The sequence below is a fragment of the Neorhizobium sp. R1-B genome (assembly GCF_004368875.1).
Taxonomy (GTDB): Bacteria; Pseudomonadota; Alphaproteobacteria; order Rhizobiales; family Rhizobiaceae; genus Neorhizobium; species Neorhizobium huautlense.
Genome location: NZ_SOEM01000003.1, coordinates 22,863 through 37,096, shown reverse-complemented (window position 1 = coordinate 37,096; position 14,234 = coordinate 22,863). Strand labels below are relative to the sequence as shown.

19 protein-coding genes are annotated in these 14,234 nt (G+C 60.1%); 7 read left to right on the top strand and 12 right to left on the bottom strand.

The window, feature by feature from the left end; all coding sequences use genetic code 11:
- Window positions 1-74 precede the first annotated feature (74 nt).
- The 3 genes from EDE05_RS05140 to EDE05_RS05130 all read left to right on the top strand — a co-directional run bounded on the left by EDE05_RS05140 (window position 75) and on the right by EDE05_RS05130 (window position 2,309).
- Window positions 75-977 carry an SUMF1/EgtB/PvdO family nonheme iron enzyme gene (locus EDE05_RS05140; protein WP_132408945.1) on the top strand — a complete coding sequence of 301 codons (903 nt, stop codon included), beginning with the start codon at window positions 75-77 and terminating at the stop codon, window positions 975-977.
- Between the two features lie 83 nt (window positions 978-1,060).
- Window positions 1,061-1,756: a Crp/Fnr family transcriptional regulator gene (locus EDE05_RS05135; RefSeq protein ID WP_105370359.1), complete on the top strand. Its 696-nt coding sequence runs from the start codon at window positions 1,061-1,063 to the stop codon at window positions 1,754-1,756.
- Between the two features lie 106 nt (window positions 1,757-1,862).
- Window positions 1,863-2,309, top strand: a complete 447-nt coding sequence (locus tag EDE05_RS05130; protein ID WP_105370209.1) for a pseudoazurin — start codon at window positions 1,863-1,865, stop codon at window positions 2,307-2,309.
- A 214-nt stretch (window positions 2,310-2,523) separates the two neighbouring features.
- Here the strand turns inward: EDE05_RS05130 and EDE05_RS05125 are convergent, their stop codons facing one another.
- The 5 genes from EDE05_RS05125 to EDE05_RS05105 are packed head-to-tail and all read right to left on the bottom strand — an operon-like array spanning window position 2,524 to window position 5,167.
- Window positions 2,524-2,724 (bottom strand): hypothetical protein, encoded by a 201-nt coding sequence (locus EDE05_RS05125; RefSeq protein ID WP_112801167.1) that lies wholly within the window; start codon window positions 2,722-2,724, stop codon window positions 2,524-2,526.
- The gene (locus EDE05_RS05120; RefSeq protein WP_112801169.1) at window positions 2,721-3,017 is read right to left on the bottom strand and encodes a metal-sulfur cluster assembly factor; all 297 of its coding nucleotides are present in this window, start codon (window positions 3,015-3,017) and stop codon (window positions 2,721-2,723) included. Before EDE05_RS05120 ends, EDE05_RS05125 begins: the two co-directional genes overlap by 4 nt.
- Entirely contained in the window at window positions 3,010-3,531 is a 522-nt protein-coding gene (locus EDE05_RS05115; RefSeq protein ID WP_105370206.1) for a DUF2249 domain-containing protein, read from the bottom strand. Before EDE05_RS05115 ends, EDE05_RS05120 begins: the two co-directional genes overlap by 8 nt.
- The gene (locus tag EDE05_RS05110; RefSeq protein WP_134100561.1) at window positions 3,528-4,886 is read right to left on the bottom strand and encodes a hypothetical protein; all 1,359 of its coding nucleotides are present in this window, start codon (window positions 4,884-4,886) and stop codon (window positions 3,528-3,530) included. Before EDE05_RS05110 ends, EDE05_RS05115 begins: the two co-directional genes overlap by 4 nt.
- An 11-nt stretch (window positions 4,887-4,897) precedes the next feature.
- Entirely contained in the window at window positions 4,898-5,167 is a 270-nt protein-coding gene (locus tag EDE05_RS05105) for a DUF2249 domain-containing protein (RefSeq protein ID WP_112801173.1), read from the bottom strand.
- Between the two features lie 202 nt (window positions 5,168-5,369).
- Between EDE05_RS05105 and hemN the strand changes: the two genes are divergently transcribed.
- On the top strand, window positions 5,370-6,722 hold the full coding sequence (gene hemN, locus EDE05_RS05100; RefSeq protein WP_112801306.1) for an oxygen-independent coproporphyrinogen III oxidase: 1,353 nt from the start codon (window positions 5,370-5,372) through the stop codon (window positions 6,720-6,722).
- A 94-nt stretch (window positions 6,723-6,816) separates the two neighbouring features.
- Here the strand turns inward: hemN and EDE05_RS05095 are convergent, their stop codons facing one another.
- The 6 genes from EDE05_RS05095 to EDE05_RS05070 form a co-directional block, all read right to left on the bottom strand.
- Window positions 6,817-8,715 (bottom strand): VWA domain-containing protein, encoded by a 1,899-nt coding sequence (locus EDE05_RS05095; protein WP_112801175.1) that lies wholly within the window; start codon window positions 8,713-8,715, stop codon window positions 6,817-6,819.
- A gap of 12 nt (window positions 8,716-8,727) precedes the next feature.
- Window positions 8,728-9,540: a CbbQ/NirQ/NorQ/GpvN family protein gene (locus EDE05_RS05090; protein ID WP_112801177.1), complete on the bottom strand. Its 813-nt coding sequence runs from the start codon at window positions 9,538-9,540 to the stop codon at window positions 8,728-8,730.
- A gap of 63 nt (window positions 9,541-9,603) precedes the next feature.
- Window positions 9,604-10,950 (bottom strand): nitric-oxide reductase large subunit, encoded by a 1,347-nt coding sequence (locus tag EDE05_RS05085; RefSeq protein ID WP_112801179.1) that lies wholly within the window; start codon window positions 10,948-10,950, stop codon window positions 9,604-9,606.
- A 21-nt stretch (window positions 10,951-10,971) separates the two neighbouring features.
- Window positions 10,972-11,424, bottom strand: coding sequence for a cytochrome c (locus tag EDE05_RS05080; RefSeq protein WP_105370199.1), 453 nt, complete (start codon window positions 11,422-11,424; stop codon window positions 10,972-10,974).
- Window positions 11,425-11,797: 373 nt separating this feature from the next.
- Window positions 11,798-12,073, bottom strand: coding sequence for a cytochrome C oxidase subunit IV family protein (locus EDE05_RS05075; protein WP_105370198.1), 276 nt, complete (start codon window positions 12,071-12,073; stop codon window positions 11,798-11,800).
- A 10-nt stretch (window positions 12,074-12,083) separates the two neighbouring features.
- Window positions 12,084-12,629 carry a cytochrome c oxidase subunit 3 gene (locus tag EDE05_RS05070; RefSeq protein WP_112801309.1) on the bottom strand — a complete coding sequence of 182 codons (546 nt, stop codon included), beginning with the start codon at window positions 12,627-12,629 and terminating at the stop codon, window positions 12,084-12,086.
- A 121-nt stretch (window positions 12,630-12,750) separates the two neighbouring features.
- Here EDE05_RS05070 and EDE05_RS26720 point away from each other — a divergent pair, with 121 nt between their 5' ends.
- Window positions 12,751-12,906: a hypothetical protein gene (locus EDE05_RS26720; RefSeq protein WP_165924109.1), complete on the top strand. Its 156-nt coding sequence runs from the start codon at window positions 12,751-12,753 to the stop codon at window positions 12,904-12,906.
- Between the two features lie 160 nt (window positions 12,907-13,066).
- A complete protein-coding gene (locus EDE05_RS05065) occupies window positions 13,067-13,291 on the top strand; it encodes a hypothetical protein (protein WP_105370195.1) in 225 nt (74 codons plus the stop codon).
- A 49-nt stretch (window positions 13,292-13,340) separates the two neighbouring features.
- On the opposite strand, the gene EDE05_RS05060 is transcribed toward EDE05_RS05065, so the two are convergent.
- Complete coding sequence (locus EDE05_RS05060) at window positions 13,341-13,613, bottom strand: aspartate-semialdehyde dehydrogenase (RefSeq protein ID WP_105370358.1); 273 nt, start codon at window positions 13,611-13,613, stop codon at window positions 13,341-13,343.
- 268 nt (window positions 13,614-13,881) lie between these two features.
- Between EDE05_RS05060 and groES the strand changes: the two genes are divergently transcribed.
- On the top strand, window positions 13,882-14,196 hold the full coding sequence (gene groES, locus EDE05_RS05055; protein WP_105370194.1) for a co-chaperone GroES: 315 nt from the start codon (window positions 13,882-13,884) through the stop codon (window positions 14,194-14,196).
- Window positions 14,197-14,234: the final 38 nt, after the last annotated feature.

Genomic DNA, 14,234 nt, shown 5'->3' with positions numbered 1-14,234 from the left:
GGGTGATCCTTGCCCCGCCGGCTACTTCAACAGGCCCGCCTCACTCGAGGATGCGGTTTCGCCGGGAGGCGAACATGCCGTGGACAAAACCAAGTCTCTCCCTCTTTCACACCGCGCTTCCGATCACCCTGATCGCTGCCCTGTCGGCAGGCATCTTTCAGCAGGCCGGTTTTTTCGATGTGTCGGCACCGCAGAGCGCGGCCTACGAACCGAAAAGCGTCGTGGTGCCGCCGCGGACATATAAATACCGGAGCGACGGCGAGTTCGTGAAGGGCACGGCGGCAGTCGATCCGCCGATGAAGACGGTGATCGCTTCGGAAGGCCTCACCATTACGAAATACCAGATCACGGCATCCGAATATGCCGCCTGCGTCCTTGATGGCGCGTGCGCGGCGGCCGATGCGACACCTACCGGGAGCGCGAATGTGCCGGTCACCGGCGTCAGTTTCGATGATGCGACGGACTATGCCCGCTGGCTTTCGAGAAAGACCGGCGAATACTGGACGCTTCCGTCCGACCAGCAACTCGCGCAGGCCGCGGGCAAGCTTTTTCCCGACGATGCGCTGGGGCTTGATCCCGACAGCAAGAACCCGGCCCTTCGCTGGCTAGCGGATTACGAGCGCGAGGCACGCGAGCGGTCGAAGCGTGACCCGGTTCCCCGACCGATCGGAAGCTTCGGCGAAAACGAATACGGGCTTGCCGATTTCGGCGGGAACGTCTGGGAATGGACCTCGACCTGTCATCGGCGGGTGCATCTCTACGAGAACGGATCTGTCCGCAATGCGGAGCCTATATGCGGAGTCTATGTCACCGTGGCGGGTCATCGCTCTCCGGTCAGCGCCTTCATCCGCGATCCTAAAGGCGGCGGATGCTCGGTCGGAACTCCTCCCGACAATCTAGGCTTCCGCCTTGTGAAGTCCACAAAATGGTATGCGCCGTTCCTGGTGAAGTTCCGCGAAAAAGGCTGGATTGCGTAAATCCCCAGGTGCGGCATTCCCATGCCTTCGATCTGATCGCGAGCCGTGTTATGGTCGCGCTCAAATCATCGGAGCGCATTGCCTTGAAGATCGACAAAAGCCTCGTCCGGACTTTCCCGCTGTTCGAGAAAATGGATGACGCCGACACGGAAGCCCTTCTGGGGCATTCGACCTCGCGTCGAGTGCCGATCGGCGATGCTGTTTTCGAGCAGGGTGCGGCCGCGACGCATTTTTTCCTTCTTCTGCACGGCAGGCTGAAGGTCACGCAGGTGACGGAAGACGGTCAACAGATTATCGTCCGGGTCGTTCATCCCGGCGACCTCTTCGGCTTCGCCAAGGCGCTGATGCGCAGCGACTACCCCGGCACGGCAACGGCGGTCGCCGAAAGCATAGCGCTGTCATGGCCGACAGAACTCTGGCCTCAGTTCGTAGACAAGAATCCTCGCTTGGCTGTGACAGCCATGCAGACGATCGGGCAGCGCCTGGAGGAGGCTCACGCCCGCATCCGGGAAATGTCCACACAGGAAGTCGAGCGGCGTGTTGCGCATGCGGTGCTGCGGCTAGCCAAGCATGCCGGCAGGAAGGAAGGAGCTGCCGTACGCATCGACTTTCCGATTTCCCGCCAGGACATCGCCGAAATGACCGGCACGACACTTCACACGGTCTCCAGGATCATGAGCGCATGGGAGGCCAAGGGGCTTGTGGAGGGTGGCCGCCAGAAGCTGACGGTCAAGGATATCGATGGGCTTTCAGCGCTGGCCGAGACCGTAAAAGGATAGTCAGCCGCAAATCATCACATGTTTGCGATTTGTCAAAGAACGAGTCTGCCCCTGAGATAAGGTGCCTATCAACAGAGGCACGAGGTCTCTTGAACAGGAGTAGACGATGAAAAAGACTTTCGCATCCCTTATTGGCGCCGCCGTTCTTGCCGCAGCTTTCGGAACCGTTGCCGCGGCAGCGGACTTCGAAGTCCAGATGCTCAACAAGGGCAAGGACGGCGCGATGGTGTTCGAGCCGAGCTCGCTCAAGATCGCCAAGGGTGACACCGTGACCTTCGTTCCGACGGACAAGTCCCACAATGCCGAAACCATCGATGGGCTCATTCCGGATGGCGCCACTGCCTTCAAGGGCAAGATGAATGAAAGCGTGAAGATCACCTTCGACGTTGAAGGCGCTTATGCCGTGAAATGCGCGCCGCATGTGGGCATGGGGATGATCGGTCTCATCGTCGTCGGCGACGCTCCGAAGAATCTTGATGCGATCAAGGCAGCGAAGCTGCCGAAGAAGGCTCGTGAACGCCTCGACGCGGACATCGCTGCTGCCGGCGTCTAAGCCGACCGTTCCTATCGGCGGCCGCCGCTTACCCTCTCCCGGCTGCCGCCGATTTTTCCAAGATGCCCGGACCGATCAGCCGTGTCATGCTTTCAGAGCATGACACGGCTGATCGGTCCGGGCATTTTTCTTTAACGAATTCCCACTCAAATTCATTGCATGCTTCCGCCATCCGTCAGGCGATCCCTTTTGGGGCGCAATCTGCGGCTCGGGTCTATTCCCAGGTGACCGGCTCGCCCAATCGCTCGACTTCCGACAGAAGAAAAGCCGCGACTTCGCCGGCTGCTCCGATCGATAGAACCTCTGCGGCCGCTGCCCGCATATTGCGCTCGCGCCAATGACGATCCACATGGGATACCGGCTCTGCCTGCAACGGAGCCGGGCGCACTTCCCGGGTCGCGCGCGCGATGCTCATGCTTCCATCATCTCCGGGCGCCACATGGGTTCATAGGTGAGGGTGACATCGACATTGCGGACGCCAGGCACGCAAGCCAGACAGGCTTTCACTGCCTCGGTGAGGAAACCAGCCGCGGGGCAGCCCTTCGTCGTCGTGGTCATGATGATGCTGACGTTTCCTTCGAAATCGATTTCGACAAGATAGATCAGCCCCATTTCCACGATGCTGCGGCCGATCTCGGGGTCGATGATCGTGGACAGCTGTTGCCTTGCTTTCTCCGTGATGTCCTGCTGCTCAAGCGGATCAAGCATTGCTGCCCCCCGAGCCGACGCGGATCATGATCCGGTAGGCGGTGCCGGCCTGATCGTAGTTGCCGACCCACTGATGGCCCCGGCGGGTAAGCTCGGGAAAGAGGAAGAGCGGCTCGCGGGAAAGTACGGCGAATATTACCTTGCCGGGTTCAAGCCCTTCCGCCTCTGCAAGGATCTGCTGCATCGGTTCGGGGGGCGGCAGGTCGGAGAGATCCAGCTGCACCGAAGGCTCGGGCCAAAGTGCCGGCGAAATCGCGTTGTCGGAGACGGCCACCGTCTCTTCCATTCTGGGGGTGAAGCGCACCTCGAAGTGGCCGCCCTCCAGCTCGAACACCTCGTGGTCGAAGCCTTTGGAATCCATCACCCTAAAGAGCGGTTGCGGCCGGAAGGGTGCCAGGAGTCTAAGTCCCTGGCCTTCCTGCAGCGTGGCAACCGCTTTCATGATCTCTTCGAATGGTTCGCCGCCGTCCCGCAGGATCGGTCTGACGTCAAGTTCTTTGAATTCCGTGGTCATTGTGAACTTCCCTTGAAGCTGGGTAGGAACAGTCGCGGGTGTATGGCGCCTTTGGGCAGCCTGACCGCCTGTGGGACAATGGCAAGGCGACGAGCCTGGGCAAATTCGAAGGCCAGCGCGCAGACGGCCGCCAACTGGGCTAGAGCCAACCATCTGAACATGGCCGGTGTATCGGCGATCAGCGCAACTGTGGCCGCGACGGTGGCGCCGAAGTAGAGCAGGAACCATGTGGATGAGCGCCGTTCGTTGACCAGTTCCTGGACCCGCGGCACAGCGGCCCGACCGAGAACTGGTCCGTAGCAATCGAGCCAGGTCATGAAGGCAACGATCTTGTAGAGCTGTCCCAGCCCGAGGCCCGTCAGCCAGCCGAACACGAATAGATAGGCGGCCGGACGTGCCAGATCTATGGGAAGATCGCTCATGGTCGACGCTCCAAACAAGGCGAAACAGGCAATCAGCATCGCGACTGCTGCCAGGCTCGCAAGCACGTTCATCTCCGCGGATTTGCGTTTTCGTTCCCGGAAGATGAGATGGACATCTAGGCCATAAATCAGGACGGCAATCCCTCCGAAGGCGGTCGCGACGTAGATTGTTGCAGTCGGGCTTGTTCCGGCGCCCGCCAGGACGGTGCCAAAGGCGACCATCGCTAACCCGACGGCCATCAGCCATCCGACTGCTCGGCTCGTCATCCGAGGTCTTTCCGGTGAGAGCAGGAACATGGTGAGAAGTCTATAACTGACGCCGATCGCCGTAATCGTCATCCAGCCGACAAGCCCGAGATAAGCGTGCGACGGAGCCGCCTCGAGCAGAAGGCCGACCAAATACTGGTTGGCCGTGAGGCCGGAGAGGGGCAGGGTCAGGAGCAGTCCGCTGGCGGCCACCCCAACAAGCGCCGCGCAGCCAAGGGCGACAAATTTGGCGGGCAGAGGCATGGGACGGGCTGTGGCGAGCGTCCTTGTCACCATCCAGAGAAGTCCTGCAAATGCAAGCGCCAGAACGGCGCCTCCGAGCGGCAGCACCCAACTCCAGAGCGGCAGAATACCGGCAAGCCCCAGGAAACCTGCCAGCAAAAGTCCAAGGCCGGTGATCGTCAGAAGCAGAACCGGCAGGCTGAGGTGCGGCATTTCCAGTGGCCGCGAAACGAGCACCGGCACGAACTGGAGGAGCGAACCGGCAAACAGGAGGCCCAGCCAGCCGATGGCAAGAAGGTGGATAACCACCAGGGACTCCGGCGCCTCGATGGCGGTCGAGGGATAACCGAAGCCCGAGGCAGTCAGGATCAGCCCGGCGACCAGACAGGACAATGCGGCAGCGAAATACGACATTGTCCAACGGGATAAGGTGGCACCGGGCATGACCTTCTCTTTCAGTGACCGCAGCAGCAGTCGCAACCGGAACTCTCGGCGCGCTGGATCTCGACGCGCCAGACCGCCGGGCCCTGCTCGAGATACTGCCAGTCGAACTGTTCCGGGTAACGGCTCTCGATCTGATAATGCAGCGGCCGCGGATCGTGATCGCTGGTCACATGCATGATGCCGCCCGGAGCGAGCGAGGTGAGCACGCCGAAGATCTTCGGATGACGCTCGGCAGGCGCTAGAGTTCTGACATCGATGGAGGGTATCTGCGTATCCGGCATATTTGTCCTTGCCTTTCAGAATGACGAGGCGGCCTGGCGATCCCGGGCCACTTTCCATGCCTTAGCAGCGGCGTCGCCCGAGAAATTTGTGGCTGAGCAAACATTTCATCGAAACGGAAGGCAGTCCTTGATTTCGCACAAAGATGAAACGCGCCTTGGCGGTTAAAGCCTTTTCAAGACTGAATTGAACGAGGTATCCGATATGTCCGAAGCCATCATCGAAAAATATGGCGATGCGCGATTGCCGCGTTACACGAGCTACCCGACAGCGCCGAATTTTTCGAGCGACTTCGACCCTGCCGATTATCACGATTGGCTGAAGGCCTTGCCGGACGGGCGCGCCACGTCCCTTTATCTTCACATCCCCTTCTGTCGGTCCATGTGCTGGTATTGCGGCTGTCACACCACGATCACCGAGCGGGACAGGCCGATCCTGGACTATCTGGAGGTGCTCCACCGGGAGGTCGAGCTGCTGGCCGCGGTCAGGGGCGACAGCTTTCATGTGGGTGAAATCCATTTTGGCGGCGGCACGCCGACCATCATCAAGCCGGAAGAGTTCGTGCAGTTGATGGAGGCCCTCCGGGATCGTCTCGGTTTTGCCGCGGGCGTTAACACCGCCGTTGAGATCGATCCCCGGACGTTGACCGGCGAAATGGCGGATGCACTGGGCGCCTCGGGCGTCACCCGCGCAAGCCTCGGCGTCCAGAGCTTCGATCCCAAGGTGCAAAAGGCCATCAACCGGATACAGAGCGTCGAAACGACGATGACGGCGGTGGAGCGGCTTCGCGCAAACGGCATCCAGGCGATCAACTTCGACCTCATCTATGGCCTGCCATATCAGACGGTTCAATCCTGCGTCGAAACCGTCGAGGCAGCCATCCAGCTGCGTCCCGATCGTCTCGCGGTCTTCGGGTATGCCCATATTCCGACATTCAAGAAGCACCAGAGACTTATCGACGAGGCAACGCTTCCGGATGTCCGCGAACGCGCACTGCAGGCGGAAGCGATCGCTGCGACCTTGATCAGTGCCGGATATGAGCGGATCGGCCTCGATCACTTTGCCCTGCCGGCCGACGACCTGACGCTCGCGCAGCGGGAAGGCCGTCTTCACAGGAACTTCCAGGGGTATACCACCGACGCCTGCGAAGCGCTGATCGGCCTCGGTGCATCTTCGATCGGCAAGCTGCCGCAGGGCTATGTCCAGAACGAGGTGCCGCCAGGCGTCTATGCTTCCCGGGTAGCGGGCGGCGAGCTGCCTACCTCGAAGGGCTATCGGCTGACAGCGGAGGACCGCCTGCGGGCCGAAATCATCGAGCGCGTGATGTGCGACTTTTCCGTCGATGTCGCCGCACTTGCAGCAGCTCACGGATTTGACTCCGCCGCTCTGCTGACCGGCAACGAGCGGCTTGATGCGCTTCAGCGGGACAATCTCATCACGGTTGAAGGCGGCGCCATCAAGGTCTCGGACGAGCATCGGTTCATCGTCCGCGCCGTGGCATCCGCGTTCGACGCCTATCTCAACAAGACAGGCCGCACCTTCAGCAAAGCGGCCTGAGCAGCACAACGCTGTCGCCGGCGGCTTAAGTACTACAGATAGAAAGGAAAATGCGGCAGGGGACTGCCGCATTTTCTCTTCCTGGCTGCCCTCGTTATGCGGTCAGACCCCGATAGATGGCGGGCAGGGCGGCGGGGAGCCTGGCGATGTCTCCCACCATGGCGTATCCATTTCGACCGAACATGGTCGGGAGGTAGGATTTCGCTTCCTTGTCCACCGTTACCGCAAACACATTGACCCCCAGACGGCGCGCTTCCTGAACTGCCTTGCGGCTGTCTTCGAGCGCAAACCGGCCTTCGTAGTGGTCGATGTCGTTCGGCTTGCCGTCGGTCAGCACGAGCAGCAGGCGGGTCCGATTGGGACGTTTCGTTAGTTCTGAAGTGGCATGCCGAACGGCGGTGCCCAGACGGGTGTAATAACCGGGCTTGAGGGCGGCGATCCGGTCTTCGACGAGAGGCGATGTCCGCTCGTCGAATCCTTTCACCGTTTCCATTTTGACCCACGAGCGCCGCCGCGACGTGAATGTCACTATGGAGTGATCCGTGCCGCAGGCCGACAACCCCTGGGAAAGCACCATCAGCGCCTCCTTCTCGACGTCGAGCACCCGCCTGTTGTCGATCCATGCATCTGTGGAGAGCGAGACGTCCACCAGGATGCTGACGGCCAGATCCGGCGTCCGGGGCTGCGTGGTGAGATGGATCCGGTCCGTTCCCTGGCCGCCGGCCACAAGATCGGTCCGGCAGCGGACGACGGCGTCGAGATCGAGCTCGACACCGTCGAGCTGCGCCTTGAGGAGCTCGTGACGCGGCCGTAGCAGCTCGAACTGTTTGCGTACCTTCCTGATCAGCGCCTTGGTGTCCTGGCTGATCTCGGCATGCTCGCCCATAGCGGAGGCGGGAACGGCAAGTACACGGCAGTGGTTCTTGAGGTAGGTACCCTTGCGATAATCCCATTCGGGATAGCTCAGGTCCGACGCAATCTCCGCCAGATCGACCATTTCCGGAGGGAGGTCCAGATCGAAGCGGAAGCGCGAGGAGGGGCGTTCGCGGCGCCGGCCGAGGATCATTTCGTCAAGATCTTCGGCGGCTTTGCCGTTTTCCTCCGGCGAGTCGTCGGTCGGACGGTCGACATTGACCATTTCCGCTATCGAAAGGATTTTTTCGAAGCGATTCAGTATGAACGGGCTTCTCTCGGACCTTTTATCGTCGTCACGTTCGCGTTCGGCGGCAAAGCGTTTTTTCCCGCCGCCACCTTGCGGGTCATCGAGAGCCAGGTCGGAATCCGGTGCGGACGATCCGCTTTCCTGCTGCGGAAAGAATTCCGGCCAGAGGGGAACGTCCATCATCGGCTGATAGCCGGGCGGCGCATGGTGCGGGAAAATCGCCTTCGGCGTATCGTCCGGCAAGCCTGCACCAGTGCGGAGCATGCGGATGATCCTGCTTTCCAGAAGTTGTTCGACAGCGGGAAGCGATCCGCGCCGACGCTCCGCAAGCGTTGCTTCGCATAGCTTTCGATAAACAGGCCGGAGACCGGGGAAGGCGACCAGCGTTCTGTCCACATTGGCAGCCGAAAGATGCAACCTCTCCAGATCCTTGACGAGAGGATCGCCGGAGGTGGGAAGGGTATCGGGCAGCATGGCAATTGAGGCGGTGAGCCAGATGAACAGGTCCCGGTTCAGGCCGCTGTCCGGAAAGAAATCGATCGCCTCCGGCAGCATCGCTCGCGCGAAATCCCTGCCGGAGCGGGCGATCCGTTCTTCCCCGAGGCCAACCAGCTGGCGAAGCTTGAGGCGATGCTTGGAGGTGCGCTGATGGGCTGCGACGAGCTGGACGGCGTGATCGCCGCCAAAGCCGCGAAAGCAGGAGGCGAGGACCGTCTTGACCTCGTCCAGAGGAACCGCGTGCTCGGGATAGCGCGGCATGCTCCGTGTCCGGCCGACCAGCCGATGCCAGGCCTTGCCGACAGTTTCTTCCAGCTCGAGGAAGTCCAACATGGCCGATATCCTTTAAGCGACGACGGCTTTCGCCAGTTCGAATAGCGCGGCGCGGACATCCGCATCGTCGGTTAGCGGTTCGATCAAGGCGGCCCGGATCGCGTCACGCGGCGGCAGACCGCTTTCGATCAGAGAGGCGCAATAGATCAGCAGACGGGTAGAAACGCCTTCCTCGAGGTCGTGCCCCTTGAGGGCGCGCAGACGGTGGGCGAGTGCCACCAGCGGAGCGACGCGACGCTCTTCGAGGCCGCTTTCGGCGGCAACGATGGCAATCTCCTGTTCCTTCGGCAGGAAGTCGAATTCGATCGCGACGAAACGCTGTTTTGTCGACGGCTTCAAAGTCTTGAGGATGTTCTGGTAGCCGGGGTTGTAGGAGACGACCAGCATGAATTCGGCCGGGGCTTCCAGCACTTCGGCGGTCCTTTCGAGCGGCAGAATGCGCCGGTCGTCCGTCAGCGGATGGATGACGACGGCAACGTCCTTGCGGGCTTCGACGATCTCGTCGAGATAGCAGATGCCGCCTTCGCGGACCGCGCGTGTCAGAGGACCGTCGACCCAGACGGTATCGCCACCCTTGAGGAGGAACCGGCCGGTCAAATCGGCAGCCGCCAGGTCGTCATGGCAGGAGACGGTCGCAAGCGGCAGGCCAAGACGCTTTGCCATGTGGCTGACGAAGCGGGTCTTGCCACAGCCGGTCGGACCTTTCAGAAGCAACGGGAGCTGCCGCTTCCAGGCAGTTTCGAACAGTTCGCATTCGTTGCCGGCTGGGACATAAAGAGGCGCCGCTTCGGCACTTGCGGTCTTGATCTGGGGGATCGCGTTCATCGGAGTGTCCTTGATCTTTTAGGGGGATGAGCGGCTCCACCACGAGGATGGAGCCGCATCGCATCATTCGGCAGGCTGGATGGCTGCACGACCGGCAGGCTGGCGTTCCCGACCAGGAACGAAGAGCGCCCACAGGAACATCAGCGCGGAGAGGAGCACGAAGACACCCGAACCCAGGCGGATCCAGTAGAACATCGCCAGCTGGTCCTGCACGTCCATGTAGCCTTCACCCAGAACGCGCTGCAGATGAACTTGGAGGACACCCGCGAAGGTCAGTGCGAAGGTCATGACCGACATCGCCGTGCACATCATCCAGAAGCTGACCATCGAAAGCATCTGGTTATACGGGGCGCGGCCACGGATTTCCGGTATGGCATAGGCCATGACAGCGAGGTTCAGCATCACATAGGCGCCGAAGAAGGCGAGGTGGCCATGGGCCGCGGTGACCTGTGTTCCGTGCGTGTAGTAGTTGACGGAAGAGAGCGTGTGCAGGAAGCCCCAGACGCCGGCTCCGAAGAAGGCCATCACCGAGCAGCCGATCGACCACAGGAGGGCTGCGCGGTTCGGATGCTTGCGGCCAGCCTTCCAGGTCATCACGAAGGTGAAGATCACCATGGTGAAGAAGGGGGCGACTTCCAGCGTCGAGAAGAGCGAGCCGATCCACTGCCAGTAGCCCGGAGCGCCGATCCAGTAGAAGTGATGGCCGGTGCCGAGAATGCCAGAGAATAGGGCAAGGCCGACGATGACATAGAGCCACTTCTCGACGACTTCGCGGTCGATGCCGTTCAGCTTGATCATCAGGAAGGCAAGTACGGACGCCATGATGAGTTCCCAGACGCCTTCCACCCACAGGTGAACGACATACCACCAGTACATCTTGTCGAGTGCCAGGTTGGCGGGGTTGTAGAAGGCGAACAGGAAGAAGATCGCAACGCCCCACAGGCCGAAGATCAGGATGTTCGTGACGACGGTCTTGCGCCCCTTCAATACCGTCATGGTGATATTGAACAGGAACATCAGGCAGACGACGACGATGCCGACCTTGATGATGAAGGGCTGCTCCAGGAATTCGCGGCCCTCGTGGATCTTGAAGAGGTATCCAACGACGGCGACTGCCGCCGCGCCCAAGAAGATCCAGAACTGGGCGATGGCGAGTTTCGGGCTATAGAGCTCCGTCTCGGCCTCTTCCGGCAGGAGATAGAAGGTGGCGCCCATGAAGCCGATGAGCAGCCAGACGATCAGCGCATTGGTGTGCACCATGCGTACGACGTTGAACGGAAGAAGTTCGGAGAGCGTATTCGGCAGGACGTAGATGGTGCCTGCAAGTACGCCGAACAGAACCTGGGCGACGAAGAGGCCGAGCGCGCCGTAGAAATACAGCATCGCGACCTTCTGGGTTTGATATTTCATGATGATTTCCTTCCCCTGAGATCAACCGGCGTCATTCGGCGGCCAGTTCTGGGTCTTGATCTTGCTGGTCCATTCGAGGAAGTCCGCCAGATCGTCGAGTTCCTGTTCGGTCAGATTGAATTGCGGCATCTGTCGTCTGCCTTCGATTCCCGTCGGCTGGGCGGCCATCCAGGCCTTCAGCGTGGAGCGGGCGGTTTCCGGGTCGGTATCTCCGCCCCAGCGCTTCCAGACGTTGCCGACTTCCGGCGCGAAATAAGCGCCTTCGCCGAGCAGCGTGTGGCAGTTGATACAGGAGTTCCTCTCCCAGACGTGTTTGCCGCGCGCGACCCCATCGGTCAGCGTGGTCTCGTCGGTGGAAGTGGTGCGCATGTAGTAGTGGCTGTGGGCGGTAAGGCCCAGGAAGATTGCGAAGAAGAACGCGGAGCCGCCATAAAAGACGTTGCGTGCCCCGGTCTTTGTGAGGCGTTCTGACATCCTCATGTCCCCTATGTACGGAAGCCTTTCGGCAAATGCAGGGGCTGCGTCGCCAAGTGCGGACGTGGACCCCGTGCAGCTTCTATGCGGGGATTCCGGGAAGGGTTCTTTGCGTTTTACCAAACAAAAGACAGTCCCGCCGGATCGGGTATGGAAACAGGCCATGCGGGCGGGACCAAGGGGTCTGCGGCAGAATTGTCGGAAAATTGGAGCAGGGTAACGGTGCGTCCGAACCGGCTGGCGCGACGCATTGGCGACGGCAATCGGACCACTCCGCGCCGACCAGGGCTGTAACGGTGGCTAATTGGTAGGGACGGATTGATATCCCGGTCGTGGAGGGGAAGGGGCAGCAGCGCCCTTTGTGCGTCGGCCGTCAATGCCAGACGGCAGGAGCAAGAGCTTTTGCGAGCCCCGCGGCGGCAAAGAAGGTCGGCCAGATCACCAGCGCCCGGGCAAGATTGGGCCGGGTGCCGCGAAGGCTCATGAAATCGAGCACGATGAGGCGGACCTTGGCGATGGTGAAAACAAGGATGATTGTAAGCGCCACGATCGGAATCGCCTGATGTTTCCATTGCGCTGCAATCAACGCAGCGACGACACCCAGCATGATGATCCAGTTGGCGCTGCTGAAGAGTTTCGAGCTGTTCATTGCGGTGCTCCTAGGTCAGGTAGATCATGGGGAACATCACCAGCCAGACGATATCGATGACATGCCATATGGTGGTCAGGATGACGATCGTCGAACGTTCCAGCCGGATCGACGCGAACACGAAAAGGAGCGCCACGAAGGCCACATGGGCGAGGTGAAAGCCGGTGATGAGGAAATAGAGTTCGAAGAATGTCTGCAGATTCGGATCGCTCGCAGCGCCCCATTCGAAGCTGTACTCTACGCCCTTCAGCGCCACGAAGAGGATACCCAGAGCCGCGGCCAAAAGCAGGAATAAACGCTGCAGCTGGGGTTTGTCCTGATATCGGACTGCCAAAGCGGCCTGCCAGCTGCTTGCCAAAAGCACGATCGTATTGAACCCCGCGAGGCGGGGAGCGAGATGCAGCTTGGTGAGCCCAAAGCTTTCCGGATGCAATATCGACATCACCAGATAGCCAAGCAGCAGGAAGCCGAAAGCCGCCAGTTCGCCCCAGACCAGTACCCAAAGAAGAAGGTCGCCACCTTCATCCGACTCCTCGGTCGTCGGAATTGCCGCCATTCGCATGTCTCCGATGTTCTGCAGGCCGGAAAATGAAGGCAATTCCGCCGCCGTTCTTTGTCATTTCGCAAAGAAACGGCAGATCGACCGCCTAGAATGGGGTCAAAACCAAGGATCTGTCATGTCTGACGCACAGCTCGGCCTTCTGCTCGCCGCTCCCATCATCATCATATTCGCCATCGCCTTGAAGCGGATGGGCGTCCTCCAGGGCTATAGCTCATTCGCCGCCGTCGTGTTCTCCGTGGCGATAGCGGGCGTTCTGTTCTGGCAGCAATAGCCGTTCGGCATGGCGCAGCTCGCCGGCTTTGGCATTGCCCCAGCAGTCAGGCCCGGTTGCCGAGCTTCTCGTCCATAAGGGCCGGGTTCGACTTCCTCATCCGACCTCCTATATCGAGTCTCATCCAGACTGGGATGATGACACAGGAACGGAGGAAGATATGACAATGACTTCACAAGACGTCATCGCCGTACTTGGGCCCGTTGACCGGGCGCTGATTGCCGAGATTGTTGCAACCGGCGCCGAGGCTGGGGAGCTCGCCGAAGCATGGGCCTGGGTCAACAGCGACGAAGCGCTGATTGGCGAGGGTCGTCGTCTTCCGAAGGGAAGGGTTGCTGAACTCGTCGATCTTCTCTCGGCGGAAGACGAGGACTGGGAGGAATAGCTCCTGAAGCTGTTCGGAAAAGACTATCTTCCGGATCGTTAGGCAGACGTCAGTTGATGGTGAACTCTCCGTCGATCTGTTTCCATTCGTGCGGTCCGATCAGGCGTTTGTGGGTAAAGCGGATGGAATGCAGCGGACCGTCGAGATTGTCCTGCCAGAAATCCAGAAACCGGTGCATTTCCGGGAAATCGGGGGCGATGTCGTAGTCCTGCCAGACATAGGTCTGCAGCACGGATTCGAAATCCGGGATGCGATAGAGGATATGAGCAGTCGTCAGGCCGTAACCCTTGAGCTGATATTCCAAATCAGACGAAAAACGCATGCTTTGCTCCATTGCAATATTTGACGAGCCGCCTCGCGGGAAGCGGCTGATCATTGCAACGCGAGTGGGCGAATTGTTGTTCCTTTTTAGACCTTTAGCAGCCAGTGATCGAGAGTGCTAATTTTTTCGCAGACGGCCCTTGAAACTGCAATTTGCGCTAACCAAATCGATTTCGCCGATTGCTCGAAGAAGAGGATCGGCGCTCGTCCAGACCGGTCATCCGGTCCGGTGGGGAGCTTGATCATCATTGTTTGTCCAGGAGGAAAACATGGCGTTCCGACCGCTTCATGATCGCATTCTCGTTCGCCGCGTGGAGTCTGAAGAAAAGACCAAAGGCGGCATTATCATTCCCGACACCGCTAAGGAAAAGCCGCAGGAAGGCGAAGTGATCGCCGTTGGTCCCGGCGCGCGCAACGACCAGGGGCAGCTTCAGCCACTCGACGTAAAGGTGGGTGACCGCATCCTGTTCGGCAAATGGTCCGGCACCGAGATCAAGATCAACGGCGAGGACCTTCTGATCATGAAGGAAAGCGATGTCATGGGCATCATCGAAGCCCAGGCCGAGCAGAGACAGGCTGCCTGAAGCGCTTTGTCCATCAGTCAATGTAGCTGCCTAATTGA